This is a genomic window from Microbacterium sp. VKM Ac-2870 (genome assembly GCF_015350795.1).
Taxonomy (GTDB): Bacteria; Actinomycetota; Actinomycetes; order Actinomycetales; family Microbacteriaceae; genus Microbacterium.
Genome location: NZ_JADKSH010000003.1, coordinates 690,982 through 704,918, shown reverse-complemented (window position 1 = coordinate 704,918; position 13,937 = coordinate 690,982). Strand labels below are relative to the sequence as shown.

At 65.3% G+C, this 13,937-nt stretch carries 13 protein-coding genes, 1 tRNA gene and 2 pseudogenes; 12 read left to right on the top strand and 4 right to left on the bottom strand.

All coding sequences use genetic code 11. The features are described from left to right. Together ITJ43_RS10775 and ITJ43_RS15410 are read right to left on the bottom strand one after the other, a co-directional pair. A pseudogene (locus ITJ43_RS10775) lies at positions 1-218 on the bottom strand (IS3 family transposase); the annotation flags it as partial. 79 nt (positions 219-297) lie between these two features. Continuing rightward, positions 298-522: pseudogene (locus tag ITJ43_RS15410) on the bottom strand (transposase); the annotation flags it as partial. Between the two features lie 656 nt (positions 523-1,178). Between ITJ43_RS15410 and ITJ43_RS10765 the strand changes: the two are divergent. From ITJ43_RS10765 to ITJ43_RS10745, 5 genes are all read left to right on the top strand, one after another. Next, complete coding sequence (locus tag ITJ43_RS10765) at positions 1,179-2,225, top strand: peptidoglycan-binding domain-containing protein (RefSeq protein ID WP_323741202.1); 1,047 nt, start codon at positions 1,179-1,181, stop codon at positions 2,223-2,225. Further along, a complete protein-coding gene (locus ITJ43_RS10760) occupies positions 2,222-2,854 on the top strand; it encodes an ABC transporter ATP-binding protein (protein WP_194583810.1) in 633 nt (210 codons plus the stop codon). Before ITJ43_RS10765 ends, ITJ43_RS10760 begins: the two co-directional genes overlap by 4 nt. Continuing rightward, positions 2,851-3,939 (top strand): ABC transporter permease, encoded by a 1,089-nt coding sequence (locus ITJ43_RS10755; protein ID WP_323741201.1) that lies wholly within the window; start codon positions 2,851-2,853, stop codon positions 3,937-3,939. The genes ITJ43_RS10760 and ITJ43_RS10755 overlap by 4 nt, the downstream gene beginning before the upstream one ends. 195 nt (positions 3,940-4,134) lie before the next feature. Then, positions 4,135-4,476, top strand: coding sequence for a hypothetical protein (locus ITJ43_RS10750; RefSeq protein ID WP_228495644.1), 342 nt, complete (start codon positions 4,135-4,137; stop codon positions 4,474-4,476). A gap of 164 nt (positions 4,477-4,640) precedes the next feature. Beyond that, positions 4,641-5,126 (top strand): hypothetical protein, encoded by a 486-nt coding sequence (locus ITJ43_RS10745; protein WP_194583808.1) that lies wholly within the window; start codon positions 4,641-4,643, stop codon positions 5,124-5,126. A 28-nt stretch (positions 5,127-5,154) separates the two neighbouring features. Here ITJ43_RS10745 and ITJ43_RS10740 read toward each other — a convergent pair whose 3' ends face one another. After that, positions 5,155-5,817 (bottom strand): hypothetical protein, encoded by a 663-nt coding sequence (locus tag ITJ43_RS10740; protein ID WP_194583807.1) that lies wholly within the window; start codon positions 5,815-5,817, stop codon positions 5,155-5,157. A 74-nt stretch (positions 5,818-5,891) separates the two neighbouring features. On the opposite strand from ITJ43_RS10740, the gene ITJ43_RS10735 reads away from it, so the two are divergent. Further along, positions 5,892-6,347: a hypothetical protein gene (locus tag ITJ43_RS10735; RefSeq protein WP_194583806.1), complete on the top strand. Its 456-nt coding sequence runs from the start codon at positions 5,892-5,894 to the stop codon at positions 6,345-6,347. 219 nt (positions 6,348-6,566) lie between these two features. On the opposite strand, the gene ITJ43_RS10730 is transcribed toward ITJ43_RS10735, so the two are convergent. Then, positions 6,567-6,653 (bottom strand) — tRNA-Leu (locus ITJ43_RS10730). A 182-nt stretch (positions 6,654-6,835) separates the two neighbouring features. On the opposite strand from ITJ43_RS10730, the gene ITJ43_RS10725 reads away from it, so the two are divergent. Genes ITJ43_RS10725 through ITJ43_RS10700 form a run of 6 tightly spaced genes read left to right on the top strand, consistent with a single transcriptional unit; the run spans position 6,836 to position 13,933 of the window. Continuing rightward, positions 6,836-7,567, top strand: a complete 732-nt coding sequence (locus tag ITJ43_RS10725) for an FhaA domain-containing protein (protein WP_194583805.1) — start codon at positions 6,836-6,838, stop codon at positions 7,565-7,567. Next, entirely contained in the window at positions 7,564-8,115 is a 552-nt protein-coding gene (locus ITJ43_RS10720; protein ID WP_194583804.1) for an FHA domain-containing protein, read from the top strand. Before ITJ43_RS10725 ends, ITJ43_RS10720 begins: the two co-directional genes overlap by 4 nt. A 10-nt stretch (positions 8,116-8,125) precedes the next feature. Then, positions 8,126-9,364 carry a PP2C family protein-serine/threonine phosphatase gene (locus ITJ43_RS10715; RefSeq protein ID WP_194583803.1) on the top strand — a complete coding sequence of 413 codons (1,239 nt, stop codon included), beginning with the start codon at positions 8,126-8,128 and terminating at the stop codon, positions 9,362-9,364. Then, positions 9,361-10,752, top strand: a complete 1,392-nt coding sequence (locus ITJ43_RS10710; RefSeq protein WP_194583802.1) for an FtsW/RodA/SpoVE family cell cycle protein — start codon at positions 9,361-9,363, stop codon at positions 10,750-10,752. The genes ITJ43_RS10715 and ITJ43_RS10710 overlap by 4 nt, the downstream gene beginning before the upstream one ends. Beyond that, positions 10,749-12,209 (top strand): peptidoglycan D,D-transpeptidase FtsI family protein, encoded by a 1,461-nt coding sequence (locus tag ITJ43_RS10705; protein WP_194583801.1) that lies wholly within the window; start codon positions 10,749-10,751, stop codon positions 12,207-12,209. The genes ITJ43_RS10710 and ITJ43_RS10705 overlap by 4 nt, the downstream gene beginning before the upstream one ends. Beyond that, positions 12,206-13,933 (top strand): serine/threonine protein kinase, encoded by a 1,728-nt coding sequence (locus ITJ43_RS10700; RefSeq protein ID WP_194583800.1) that lies wholly within the window; start codon positions 12,206-12,208, stop codon positions 13,931-13,933. The genes ITJ43_RS10705 and ITJ43_RS10700 overlap by 4 nt, the downstream gene beginning before the upstream one ends. The last annotated feature ends 4 nt before the right edge of the window (positions 13,934-13,937 follow it).

Here is a 13,937-nt window from a genome sequence, read left to right as displayed (position 1 = left end):
ATCGTTTCACCCGCGTTGCAGGCCTCGTCGAGGAGGAACCGGTAACCGAACTCCGGATCGTCGCGATGCGCGTCGAACAACGCGTTCGCACGATACGCCGCGACGAGGTCGCCATCGGTGATGGGTTTCACCAGCCACCGGCAGTAGGGCTGGCGAGCGAGCTTGAGCACCCGGCACGTCACCGCGACGGGAACCCCGTCGACGGCGAGCTCGGTCACGAGCGGTAGAGCCTTTTCCCGGCAGGTTCGCCTGCGACAGATACGCCGCCGCACGCCGCAGCACCTCGACCTCCTGCTCCAGCAACCGAATCCGCTTCCGCGCCTCCCGCAACTCCGCACCCTCGGAGCGGGTCGCGCCCGGCTTCGCGCCCTCCTCGACCGCGGCACGCCGCAACCACTTCGTGAGCGTCATCGGGTGAACCCCGAAGTCGGTCGCGATCTGTTCGACGGTCACGCCGGGCTCGCGGCTCCTCGCGACGCGCACGACGTCGTCACGGAACTCGCTCGGATAACGCTTAGGCACAATGACATCCTTCCAGGGCGCCCTCCCGGGCAACCCAACTCAAATGTCACCTACCCATGCAGCAGACCCCATTGTTCTCTTTCTAGGGAAGCGGTGGTCTCGCGAGAGCGGCTCTGTGATTGGCGTCTGGGGCCGCTCTCGCTGTATCACCAGATATATGCCTAGGCTCCGAAAAGCGCAAAGGCGCCTGTGGATAACTCTGTGAACTGAGTCGTGAAAGATGTCGTGACGTTGTGGATAACGTGTTCAGCACAGCCTCGTTCCAACGCTCCATCTGTTGCCAAAATAGCCGCTGATCAGGATAGATCGGCGGCGAGGTGGCGCCTAGAACGAGTGTTCGAGGCGGTCATTCGAACCAGTGAATGAAGCTTCGAGATGTGCACAAGAGTGGGGATAGCATGCGCGCTGTCAAATGGCATCCACCCAGAGCTGACGTGCTCCGTGGAGCTTTTTCAACGCCGATTGCAGCTGCCGAGTCGTCGCGACATATCTGTCGCGCGCACGCTTCGCCTTTGGTATAGGTTCGCGCGAACCGCCGACGCCACCCCGCCGGTCGAGCCCGAGCTCGCCCTACCCTGGGCTCACGCCAACCAAGTTCAGAACTCGGACCACTTTTGACTACATCAGACACCCCTCGACCTCGTGCACGAATCCTCGTGGTTCTCTCTGCTTTCCTTGCCGGTGCCCTAATCGCGGGCGTCATCGCATGGTCGGTAGTGACCGTCAGCCGGCCGGCCGAGGATCCGTCCGCGGAGTCGACATATACATACGTGACGGTGTCCCCAGGCAAGGTTGGCTCCGCCATCCAACTGAACACAATTGCCGCGTGGTCGACAGCCCCGATCGCGTCCAACCGTGCATCAGGTGTCGTGACTCAGGTTTCTACAGGGCCCGGCACGGAGGTATCTCAAGGCGCGACGTTGTACGCCGTCGACCTGCACCCGGTCGTGATTGCTAAGGGGGACACACCTGCGTTCCGGAGTATCGGTGACGGATCGAAGGGCGACGACGTGCGTCAGCTTCAACAGCTGCTTAGCGACCTCGGGTTCTACAACGGAGAAATCGGGGGCGAAGCCGGTTCGCGAACCGTGGCAGCGATTCGCGCCTGGCAGAAGAGTCAAGGAGTCGAGCAAACCGGCACAGTCTCGCCGGGAGACGTAATTTACGTTCCAACGCTACCCACTCGGGTGTCTCTTGACGAAAAGCTCGTCTATCGGGGCGCGTCCCTATCGGGTGGCGAAGCAGTCCTGCTCGGCCTTCCGGCCTCGCCACTGTTCACGATCCCCGCAACCGATGCGCAAGCGGCACTGATGACGGTTGGCAAGCGTGTGAACATCACCGCTCCTGACGGAGGCCAATGGGTGGGCGCGATCTCAGACCAGAAGCGGGACTCCACGACGAACTCGATATCCGTCTCCGTGGTCGGCGCAGATGGGGCGACCGTCTGCGGCGATCAGTGCAATCAGATACCCGTCACGGGCCAAGCAACCTTGGCCTCTAGCATCGTCACGGTCGAAGACGTGAGTGGCCTCGTTGTGCCGTCCGCGGCCATCGTCTCTGCAGCGGATGGATCGCTCGCCCTGATCGGCGAGGATGGAGGTCGGATTCCGGTCACGGTGAGCGCCTCCGCTCGAGGCATGTCGGTCGTGTCCGGGGTCGAGCAGGGAGTGAAGGTACGAGTCCCTGGGAACACCAGCCGATGATCGAGGTTCAGAACCTAACCTTCGGCTACAGTCGCGGCACTCCAGTGCTCCAAGACTGGAGTGCTCGATTCGAGGCCGGATCCACGACGGCGATCACCGGACCATCTGGCCGCGGTAAGTCAACGCTGCTTTACCTCCTCGGGCTGATGCTCCGGCCCACAGCTGGAGAGGTACTCATCGAGGGGCAACCCGTCGGCAACGCGAAGGACGCCGCACGAGCCCACCTTCGCGCGCGGCGTTTCGGCTTCGTGTTCCAAGACGCTGCCCTCGACAGCAGCAGAACGGTCCTGGACAACGTGACCGAATCCGCCTTGTACCGCGGGGTTGCGCGGCGAAATGTCGAGCCACACGCGCTCGCTCTGCTTCAGCGGTTTGGAGTCGACGTCCCGCCTGATCGTCGACCGGGACAAGTCTCAGGCGGGCAGGCCCAGCGCATCGCGCTATGCCGGGCTCTTCTAACAAACCCCGCCATCCTGCTCGCCGACGAGCCGACAGGTAACCTCGATCCAGCGACAACAGAAGTCGTCGTGACGGCCCTCCAAGAACACGCCGCAAACGGAGCCGCAGTCGTCGTGGTAACGCACTCCCCCGACGTGGCCGCAGCTTGCGACAAGCAGGTTCAACTGTGATTCGAATCATGCGCGAGGCGGCGGCAGCAGCACGATCGCAACCGGTCGCGTCGGCCCTCACAGTACTGGTGGTCGCGGCCATGCTTGTGACGGTGATGTTGACCACGGGCAAGACGGTCGCCGCGGAGCAGAAGGTGCTCGCGTCCATCGACGACGTTGGAACCCGCGCGATTCAGATCCTGTCCGACGATGCCGCGGGCGTCACGAGCGATGTGCTCGACCGAATGGAGAACATCGACGGGATTGAGTGGGCCGGGGCGTTCTCGTCGGCTATCGATGCGACCAACCTGGCAACGCCGGACGGCACGCGCGTTCCTGTCCGATATGTCTTCACCCATGATCTGGCGCGTCTCGGCATCGCCAACCCGCCAACGCTCGAGGAGCCAACCGGCTACGCCACCTCGGAGGCGCTCACGCAGTTCGGACTGGTGGATGGTAGCGGCGCTATCCGCTTGACGTCCGGTGTCACAGCGACAGTGTCAGGGCGAATATCAGCTCCCGCATTCCTGGCCGGATTTGAACCGCTCACCCTAATTCCAGCGCCCCTCACCTCACCTCACGTCGTGAACGCCATCGTGGTCATTGCGAAGGAACCCCAGCTCGTAGCCCCGCTCTCCTCCGCTGTCATGTCGGTGCTCGCAGCGGATGATCCGAGCAAAGTGACAGTGCAGACGAGCGCAACACTCGCACAATTGCGGTCGCTGATTCAAGCACAGCTCGCAAGCTCGTCTCGCGTGCTTGTCCTTGCTGTTCTTGCCGTGGCAACCGTGCTTATCGGCGTAATTCTCTATGGTCTGGTCATGATGCGCCGGAAAGACTTTGGCCGTCGGCGCGCGCTCGGCGCCACCCGCTCATTCATCGTAGCTCTCCTGATGGGGCAAACTGCACTGCTGTCCGCCATCGGCGTCGCGCTGGGACTGGGTATCTCGACATTGATCGCAATCATATCGGGGGATCCACTTCCAGGGATCGAATTCACCCTTGCCACCAGTGTGCTCGCACTCGCAGCGGCGGTAGCGGCAGCAATTTTCCCCGCGGCGGTCGCCAGTACACGCGAGCCGATCCGCGAATTGCGCGTGCCGTAGCATCGATGTGCGCATCCTACAGTCCGTCTCTATCCGAGCCAGACCGTCGAATCACCCTAGCTAAGGCACCACGACGGCCGAACAATAACCTATGAATGACAGAAACTTCCACCAACTAAAGTCGGATGTGCGGCTGATTCTGGCCACAATAGCTTGGACGTGAGTTGCACAACGCACTCATAAATAGGGAGATTCATGATCAAGAAGAGTCGCCTTATGACCGCGACTGTCGGGCTCGCCTGTGCAGTCGGACTTGTTCTCGGTGGAGCAGCCGCCGCCAACGCGCAGACCGTGTCCGGGAACTCAGGCTGCAGCAGCAGCCAAACCTCGAACGTCCGTTCCGCGGTCACCGCCTCCGCGCCCTCGAATGCGCCGAGCTCGCATTTCTACAGCTCTTCGGGCTATTACTACAACTTCACCGGCATAGCCACGAAGTACTCCAGCAACGCTCCGTACGGCGGTAACACTGGATGGCAGGCCTACTCGCCATACAGCTTTGCCTTCGCGACCCAGGCCTGCGGCCCGAACCCGAACTGATGATGAAGTCCGGGGTGGTATGCGTGTCTGCACTCGTAGTGCTCGTGGCACTGTCAGGGTGCGCGGCGAGTGGTTCACAGGCCACCCCGGACGACATCGCGTCGTCGAGCGCACCATTGCCGCTTGCCACGGGCCCAACACTGGACCCAACGTCCGGTCTGTGGTTGAGCGATGGCTGGCCTGTTCCGGCGCCGGATGCCACGTTCGATCCATCCGCTCCCTACAAGTCCTCAAGCGAGGCCTCGAAGATAATAGCGGCCTGCGTGCAGGCAAAGGGGTGGGCGGTGACTTCCTCCGAACCTGGGTCGCTGGAGACGCACGTGCCGCCCGGCCAGAAGGATCCTTACGAACGCGACCTGAAGCAGTGCTACATCGACAACCGGATTGGCATCGACCCTGCGCCCCCCATAACGCACGAGCTCGCGGAGCGGGAGTACGCAGCGCAGATCAAGGTATACGAGTGCTTGACCGCTCTTGGACGGCAGGTGCCTCAGATGCCAAGCTTCCAGGTGTTCGAGAGCAAGTTGATGACGAGTGGGGACATCATCAGCGTCTATGGTCTCGCCTCGGACGCGGGAACCAACCTTCGCGCCGACTCCGTCGCCTGGAGCAGCTGCCCCGACCCCCTTGACACTTGGGGCCACAACTAGCCAATCAGCTGACCTTCGGTGCGGCGGGTCAGGCTCCGCTGGCCATCAGTTGTGGAAAGCAGGTCATGAAGCGCCTCGACAGCATTGCTCGCGGTGCCCCAGGATGAGTGGCGGGACCATCATTGTTGACCCGAGCCTTGAGATCGGCGCCCGGGGAAAAGCGTGGCTCGGACGCGCCGCGGGTGATCCTCTCGTCAGTGTTACTCGACTCAGGACTCTCCACTCCCTCTCGCCCCAATACAGGTCGGCCTTCATGGCATCGTTCTGGTACGGGGGCGCTGAGTACGACAACAGTTGGCTGGTTCCCGCGGCGGGTCAGGCCCTGCTTCGTCGCGGTGGCGGCCGCGGTCGTGCACGAGGCGTCGCCAGCCGCGTCGACGAGCGCCTGCTGGGTGGTGGTCGCGTCGTCGGTGCTGGCGAGGGTGCGGGCTGCGGTGCGGTAGCTGACGCTGATCTGTCCGTCGTAGCGTCCCGTCGAGACACCCGTGATGCGGATGTCCTTTCGCGCGTCGGCAGCGACGGCGAGGGTGACGGCGCCTAAGACGGGGATGCACTGTTCGGGGACGCCGGTGGCCGTGAAGTCCGGGACCGGTGTGAGGTCGGAGGCGATGTTGCCCTTGTAGATAAAGGGGTCGCTCAGCATCGTCTCGAGGGAGGCGAATGCCTGCTGGACCTGGGCGTCGGTGAACACCGCGGTACTGGGGTTGGCTGCTTTCGGTGCGCTGCCCGGAAGCGCGGAGCAACCAGCCAGCGCCCTACTCCAACATGGAGCGCGTTGCGCGTGCCATCGAGGCTCACTACAAGACCATGCGCTTGAGCTCCGAGTTCATCGCAGCGGTCCGCGAGAACCTCGAGTCAGCAGTTGCCGACAAAGTGAAAGCCCAGCAGCTACTCCGAAAGCAGCTGGAAAACCAACTCCGTCAGCTGGCGGTCAAGGAAGAGAATCTCCTCGACCTCGCCGCCGATGGTGAGCTGCCGACCGCCCGCATCAAGGTCAAACTGCATGAGATTGGCCGAGATCGCGCAAAGCTCGCCGCACAACTTGACGCGGTCGAACTCGACCTGTCCGGAGGACTGGCATACATCAACGCCCACCTCGAGCTACTCGCCGACCCCCAGGAGCTCTACCGCCGCGCATCGGATGAGATGCGTCGTCAACTGAACCAGGCGTTCTTCAACCGCATCTACGTCGTGAACGACGAGGTGTCGGCGACGAGCTGACTTCGCCCCTCGTCGAGCTTCTAGCCGCTGAACGCGGTTGGACGGCCCTAGAAGCCGGCCAGAGCCTCGAAACGGCCATAGTCGTGGCCAGTGCCGAAGAGGCCCGCAGAAGCCCGGAAAAACCAGAAAAGGCCACCCCGAAGGGTGACCTTTTCGCACGAACCGTAGGTGACCTGCTTACCGCCCTGCAAAGCCGGGGCGATTGCAGTAAGCCTCCTCTGGTGCGCGAGGGGGGAGTTGAACCCCCACGCCCTTTCGGGCACTGGCACCTGAAGCCAGCGCGTCTGCCTATTCCGCCACTCGCGCGAGCCGCGACATCCGAAGATCTCGCGGACTCAACTTCCCGAGGATATCACGCCGCGATGGGCGTTTCGACTCGGCCCTGCGCGCCTCGCGCAGCGAGTCGAAGCGTCGAACCGCCACGTTCCGCGTGTGTTCAGGCTGTGCAACTAGCATGTACGCACCGGTCGGCGATCCTGAGGAGCCCTGTGGGACTACTGGACAGCTTCGAGAAAGGACTCGAGCGCGCAGTGAACAGCGCGTTCGCGAAGTCCTTCCGTAGCGGCATTCAGCCCGTCGAGATCGCGGCCGCCCTGCGCAGCGAGCTCGACGCGAAGGCTGCTGTCGTCAGCCGCGACCGCATTCTCGCGCCCAACACCTTCGAGGTGCGGATGTCGCCGGCGGATGCCGAGCGCATGCAGTCGCTCGGGAGCACGCTCGACTCCGAGCTGCACACCCTCGTCGACGCCCACGCCAAGGCGCAGGGGTTCAGCTTCGCCGGCCCCGTTGTCATCTCCCTCGCCGCCGATCCTCAACTGCCGACGGGCACGCTGCGCGTGGCATCGCAGACCGCCGCCGGCCAGGTCGCCTGGCGGGGTGTGGTCGAGATCGCGGGCACTCAGCACACCCTCGGCAAGGGCCGCACGGTGATCGGGCGCGGCAGCGACGCCGACATCACGATTGCGGATGCCGGCACCAGCCGCCGCCACGTCGAGATCCTCTGGGACGGCGAGCGCGCGCTCGTGCGCGACATGGGGTCCACGAACGGCACGAAGCTCGACGGCACGAAGATCAGCGAGGCACCGCTGCCCCCCGACTCGGTCGTCACGATCGGTCGCACCGACATCGTCTTCCGCGTGGTCGCTCAGGCGACACCTCCCCGCCCCGCGACCTCTGCCGCCGACGCAACCCGCGCCTTTGGAATCGGAGGCTCCGCGTGAGCGAGCTGACTCTCCTGCTGCTGCAGATCGGCTTCCTGATCCTGCTGTGGTTCTTCGTGTTCGCCGTCGTCTACTCCCTGCGGGCCGACCTGTTCGGCGTCAAGGTACGAAAGCTCCCCGAACCGGCGGCAGCCGGCGTGCCCGCAGCATCCGCGTCGGCGGCACCCGCCGCGGCGCAGGCGGCGACCGCACCCATCGCACCGGCCACTCCCGCGGCGGCCCCCACGCCGTCCGCACCGCAGAAGGCCACGCGCGACGCGGTCGCGCGCATCGTCATCACCAGCGGCCCGAAGGCCGGACTCGAACTGCCGCTCGGCTCGGACGCGCTCACAATCGGACGCTCGAGCGAGTCGGGTCTGGTGATCCGCGATGACTACACCTCCAGCCACCACGCACGCCTCTTGCTGTGGGGCGACCAGTGGATGATCCAGGACCTCGACTCCACCAACGGCACCTGGCACGACGGCGCGCGCGTGAGCACCCCGGTGCCCGTGCGCGTAGGCGCACCGATCAAGGTCGGCGCGACGACGTTCGAGCTGAGGAAGTAGCCCGCGGCTCATGGTCTTCGAGGGATCGAGCGTCGCCATCTCCCACACGGGGAAGGTGCGCTCCAACAACCAGGACTCGGGCTACGCCGGCTCGAATCTCTTCGTCGTGGCCGACGGAATGGGCGGCCACGCCGGCGGCGATGTCGCCTCGAGCATCGCCGTGCACCGACTGAAAGACCTCGACCACCCCTACTCCTCGACGGGCGAAGCCGAGCAGGCCCTGCAGGAGGCGATCTCCTCGACCGCCGCCGTCCTCATCGACACCGTCGCCCGCCGGCCCGAGTTGGCCGGCATGGGCACCACCGTCAGCGGCCTGATCATGGTCGACGACTACGCGGTGATCGCGCATATCGGTGACTCGCGCATCTACCTCTACCGCGACGACGCGCTCACACAGATCACCACCGACCACACGTTCGTGCAACGCCTCGTCGACTCCGGCCGCATCACCCCGGAAGAGGCGCGCTACCACCCGCGCCGCTCGGTGCTCATGCGCGTGCTCGGCGACATGGACCCCGACCCCGAGGTCGACACGTTCATCATGCCGACGCAGCCCGGTGATCGTTGGATCCTGTGCTCCGACGGCCTCTCCGGCGTCGTGGACGACGCCCACACCAGCAAGGTGCTCAGCCACCACTACCCTCCGGGGCGCACGGCCGACCTCCTTCTGAAGCAGGCCCTCGACGGCGGAGCGCCCGACAACGTCACGGTCGTCATCGTCGACGTCGGCGGCAGCCACCCGATGTTCAGCGGCACCGCGACGATCGTCGGGTCGGCATCCAACCCGCAGGGCGTCGACGTGCCCTCCGCCCGCCCCGGTCGCACCAGCTGGCTGCACCCCGCCCGCCAGGCGGCGAACGAGCCGACGCATTTCGAGCCCGCCGCCGAGTTCCTCGAGGAGCTCATCGAAGAAGACCGCCGCCGCGCCCGCCGCCGCCGCGTCTGGTGGGTGGTGGGCCTCGTGGTCATCCTCGCCGGTCTCGCCGCCGCCGCGCTCGGTGCGTACAGCTGGACGCAGACGCGGTACTTCGTGGGCGCCGACACCGACAGTGTCGTCATCTACCGCGGCATCCAGCAGGACCTGGGTCCGATCTCGCTGTCGTCGGTCTACGAAGACACCGGCATCCAGCTCAACCAGCTGCCCTTCTATCAGCGCCTCGCCGTCACCTCGACCATCTCAGCCCGATCGCTGTCCGACGCGGAGCAGATCGTCGATACGCTGCGCACCACTGTGGAAGGTCAGCGATGAGCGTCACGACCGATACCGTCCAGGCCGACACCACGGTCATCAAAGCGCTGCGCAAACTCCGGATGCCGCAGACGCAGCGCAACCGCGAACTCGGGTTGCTGCTGTTCGCGTTCGCCATCAACGGCGCGGCCATCGCTCTCGTGCAACTCGGTGCGCTCGGGCGCATCGATTGGACGTTCCTCTATTACTGCGGCGCACTGACTGTGCTCGTGCTCGGCCTGCACATCGTGCTGCGCTTCAAGGCGTCACAAGCAGACCCGTTCGTCGTCCCCATCGCAACGGTGCTGTCCGGTCTCGGTCTCGCGATGATCTACCGCATCGATATCGAAGACCAGAGCACCGGATGGGAAGCCCTGTCGACCCGCCAACTCGTGTGGCTCGCGATCGCCAGCGCGGCGGCCGTGGCCATCGTGATCTTTCTGAAGAACTACCGCGTGCTGTTCCGCTACACGTACGTATTCGGATTCGCCGGCATCGTGCTGCTCGTCCTGCCGTTCATCCCGGGATTGGGCACCGATGCCAACGCCGATGTCTGGATCTCGATCGGCGGCATCTTCTCGTTCCAGCCCGGTGAGCTCGCCAAGATCGCGCTCGCCATCTTCTTCGCCGGCTACCTGGTGCGCACCCGCGAGGCGCTGAGTTCGGTCGGCACGCGCTTCCTCGGCATGACCTGGCCGCGCGCTCGTGAGCTCGGTCCTCTGCTGCTGATCTGGGCAGCATCGATGGCGATCATCGTCTTCCAGCGCGACCTCGGTACCGGCCTGCTGATGTTCGGCATGTTCATCGCGATGATCTACGTCGCGACCGGCAAGACGAGCTGGGCCGTGCTGGGCATGCTGCTCGCCGTCGGCGGGGCCCTCATCGCCTCACAGGTGCTGAGCTACGTCGGCGGTCGGTTCCAGAACTGGCTCGACGCCTTCAATCCCGCCGTCATCGACCGCGACGGCGGAAGCTTCCAGCTGGTGAGCGGCATCTTCGGGCTGTCCGAAGGCGGTCTCCTCGGCACGGGCCTCGGCCGGGGCCGCCCCGGGCTGACGCCCCTGTCCCAGAGCGACTACATCTTCCCCAGCCTCGGCGAGGAGCTCGGCCTCATCGGCGTCTTCGCGATCCTCTGCCTCTACATGGTGTTCGCCAGCCGCGGCATCCGCATCGGCATCGCCGGTCAAGACGACTTCGGCAAGCTGCTGGCCACCGGACTGTCGTTCACCATCGCCTTGCAGGTGTTCATCATGGTCGGCGGCGTGACCCGCCTCATCCCGCTCACGGGCCTGACGACGCCCTTCCTCGCTGCCGGTGGCTCGTCGTTGGTGGCGAACTGGATCGTCGTCGCGTTGCTGCTGCGAATATCGGATGCCGTGCGCTCGCGCCCTCGGGTGGTGATCGGATGACCCGCGAACTGCGACGGCTGTCGTTCATCATGCTCGCGATGTTCATCGCTCTGTTCGGCGCGACGAGCTGGATCCAGGTCGTGCAGGCGGGGGATCTCGGTGAGAATTCCCGTAACAAGCGCGCTCTCTACGACTCGTTCGAGGTGCAGCGGGGCTCTCTGATCGCGGGCGATACGGTGATCGCCGATTCCGTACCCAGCGACGACGTCTACGCCTGGCAGCGTCAGTACGCCGACCCGCAGATGTGGGCGCCCGTCACCGGATACATGAACCCGTTGCTCAACTCGCTCACCGGCCTCGAGCAGTCCATGAACAAGGAGCTGTCCGGCACGGCGAGCTCGCAGTTCCTCTCTCGCGTCGAGCGCGTGATCACCGGCCAGCCGGCGCGCGGGTCGAACGTGCTCCTGACCCTCGACCCGAAAATCCAGAAGGCTGCGTACGACGCCTTGGGCAGCTACCAGGGCGCGGTCGTCGCCCTCGAGCCCAAGACCGGCCGCGTGCTGGCAATGGTCACGAGCCCGATCTACGACACCAACGCGATGGCCGTGCACAACGCGCAACAGGTCAACACGACGTACGAAGAACTGCTGAACGCGGCGGTCAACCCGCTGCAGAATCGCACGGTCGACACACTCAACCCCCCGGGGTCGACGTTCAAGCTGGTGGTCGTGTCCGCGGCGCTGTCATCGGGCAAGTTCACGCCGGATTCGACCTTCCCCAACCCGGCGACGTACACGCTTCCCGGCACCTCGACCTCGATCCGCAACTTCGACGGCAACACCTGCGGACCGGGCGACCAGGTGAGCATCGCGACGGCCCTGCGCCTGAGCTGCAACATCCCGATGGCGCAGCTGGCGGTCGCCCTCGGTCAAGACGCGCTCCGCGCCGAGGCGGAGAAGTACGGCTTCAACAACTCGAACATCGATATCCCGCTCGACGTCGCGACGTCGGCGTATCCGACGAACGGGCTCGATCAGGCACAGGTCGCGCTCACCGGCTATGGGCAGGGCAGCGTCACGGCCACTCCGCTCCAGATGGCGATGGTCGCCGCCGGCATCGCCAACGGCGGTGTGGTGATGAAGCCCCGCATGGTCGACAGCGTCGTCGCGCCCGATCTGACGGTGCAGGAGACGTTCTCCAACGCCGAACTCGGGCGCGCGCTGAGCACGACGGATGCCGCGACGATGACGTCGCTCATGATCTCCAACGTCCGTGACGGTGCGGCGAGCGGTGCAACAATAGACGGGGTCGATGTGGCCGGGAAGACCGGAACGGCGGAGCACGGGCCTTCAGACCCGTACACCCTCTGGTTCACGGGTTTCGCCCCGGCGCAGGACCCGAAGGTGGTCGTCGCCGTCATGATCGAAAACGGTGGAGGTCTCGGGCAGTCCGGCACGAGCAACGGAATCGCGGCTCCAATCGCGAAGAAAGTCATTGAGGCGGTGCTGAGCAGATGAGACCGACACAGGGTGTGAGCTTCGGTGGACGCTACGAGCTGGATTCGCGGATCGCGATCGGCGGCATGGGCGAGGTCTGGGAGGCCACCGACCATGTGATCGGGCGCACCGTCGCGATCAAGATCCTCAAAGACGAGTACATGGGCGACCCGGGCTTCCTCGAGCGGTTCCGCGCCGAGGCCCGCCATGCGGCGCTCGTCAACCACGAGGGCATCGCCAGCGTGTTCGACTACGGCGAGGAGAACGGCTCCGCCTTCCTCGTCATGGAGCTCGTCCCCGGCGAGGCCCTGTCGACGATCCTCGAGCGCGAAGGTTCGCTGTCGACCGACAAGACGCTCGACATCGTCGCGCAGACGGCGGCGGCACTGCAAGCCGCCCACGCCGCCGGTCTGGTGCACCGCGACATCAAGCCCGGAAACCTCCTGATCACACCCGATGGCCGCGTGAAGATCACCGACTTCGGCATCGCGCGTATCGCCGACCAGGTGCCGCTGACGGCCACCGGTCAGGTGATGGGAACGGTTCAGTACCTCTCGCCCGAGCAGGCTTCGGGTCACGCGGCATCCCCCGCGACCGACATCTACTCGCTGGGCATCGTGGCGTACGAGTGCCTCGCCGGCAAGCGTCCCTTCACGGGTGAGTCGCAGGTGGCGATCGCCATGGCGCAGATCAACGACTCCCCGCCGCCGCTTGCCGCGACGATTGCCGAGCCCGTGCGCAACTTCGTGATGAGCATGATCGCGAAGAAGCCCGAAGAGCGCCCGGCGACGGCGTCGGCCGTCGCGCGCGCTGCGACGGCGTTGCGCCGCGGCGACGTCGCGGGTGCCGCGGCCATCGTGCCGGCCATCGCTGGCGGCGTCCCCCTCGACGACGTGACGAAGCTGCTCACTCCCGCCGTCGCCACGCAAGACGCGACCCGCCTGCTGCCGGCGACGACTGTCGCGCCTGCCGCAGCAACGGCGACCGGCGACGAGCCGAAGAAGAAACGCAGCCCCTGGACGTGGCCCCTCGTCGCACTCATCGCGCTGCTGTTGATCGTCCTCGGTGGCACGCTGTTCGCGCTCTTCGCGAATCAGGGCGCCCAGCCCGCGCCGACGACGAGTTCCTCGACGTCCTCGACGCCCAGCCGTTCTTCGACGCCCCCGTCGCCCTCTGCGAGCCCCACGACGGTGGCCATCGACAGCCTCGGACTGATCGGCCAGACGTGCGACGCCGCGAAGGCCATCGCTGAGAAGGCTGGTTTCACCAACGTCTCCTGCGAGCGTGGATCCGCGGCGTCGACGCAGGACGAGGTCGGCAAGGTCTACCAGACCAACCCGACCACGGGCAACGTGAAGCTCAACGCCGCGGTGACGCTCACGTTCTACGACGAGATGACGCCGATCGGCACCCCGAACCCGCCCACCGTGACCAACGACCCCAAGGGCTCGCAGACGTTCACCGTGACGTGGGGCGCGTTCACCTGCCCCGCCGGTTCGTCGGTGACCGCGTACAACTTCACCGTCATCAACGGCACGTTCAACGCGAACAACAGCACGACCTACCAGTCCCCGGTCGCTCCACGCAGCCTGCAGGTAACCGCGGACAAGAACGTGCAGCCGGGCTCGTTGCTGCTGGTGAAGTACACCGCGCAGTGCGGCGACCGCGAAAGCAGCGCGTCGCAGGAAGGCCAGGCGCAGATCCCGCCGTCCAGCACTCCGACGAACACTCCGGCGGTCCCCTGATCGG

Excerpts from the sequence above, each read along its gene's own strand:
- ITJ43_RS10710 (WP_194583802.1), top strand. The coding sequence starts at position 9,361 with ATGAGCGTCACGACCGATACCGTCCAGGCCGACACCACGGTCATCAAA.
- ITJ43_RS10700 (WP_194583800.1), top strand. The coding sequence starts at position 12,206 with ATGAGACCGACACAGGGTGTGAGCTTCGGTGGACGCTACGAGCTGGAT.
- ITJ43_RS10735 (WP_194583806.1), top strand. The coding sequence starts at position 5,892 with ATGGAGCGCGTTGCGCGTGCCATCGAGGCTCACTACAAGACCATGCGC.
- ITJ43_RS10705 (WP_194583801.1), top strand. The coding sequence starts at position 10,749 with ATGACCCGCGAACTGCGACGGCTGTCGTTCATCATGCTCGCGATGTTC.
- ITJ43_RS10715 (WP_194583803.1), top strand. The coding sequence starts at position 8,126 with ATGGTCTTCGAGGGATCGAGCGTCGCCATCTCCCACACGGGGAAGGTG.
- ITJ43_RS10750 (WP_228495644.1), top strand. The coding sequence starts at position 4,135 with ATGATCAAGAAGAGTCGCCTTATGACCGCGACTGTCGGGCTCGCCTGT.
- ITJ43_RS10760 (WP_194583810.1), top strand. The coding sequence starts at position 2,222 with ATGATCGAGGTTCAGAACCTAACCTTCGGCTACAGTCGCGGCACTCCA.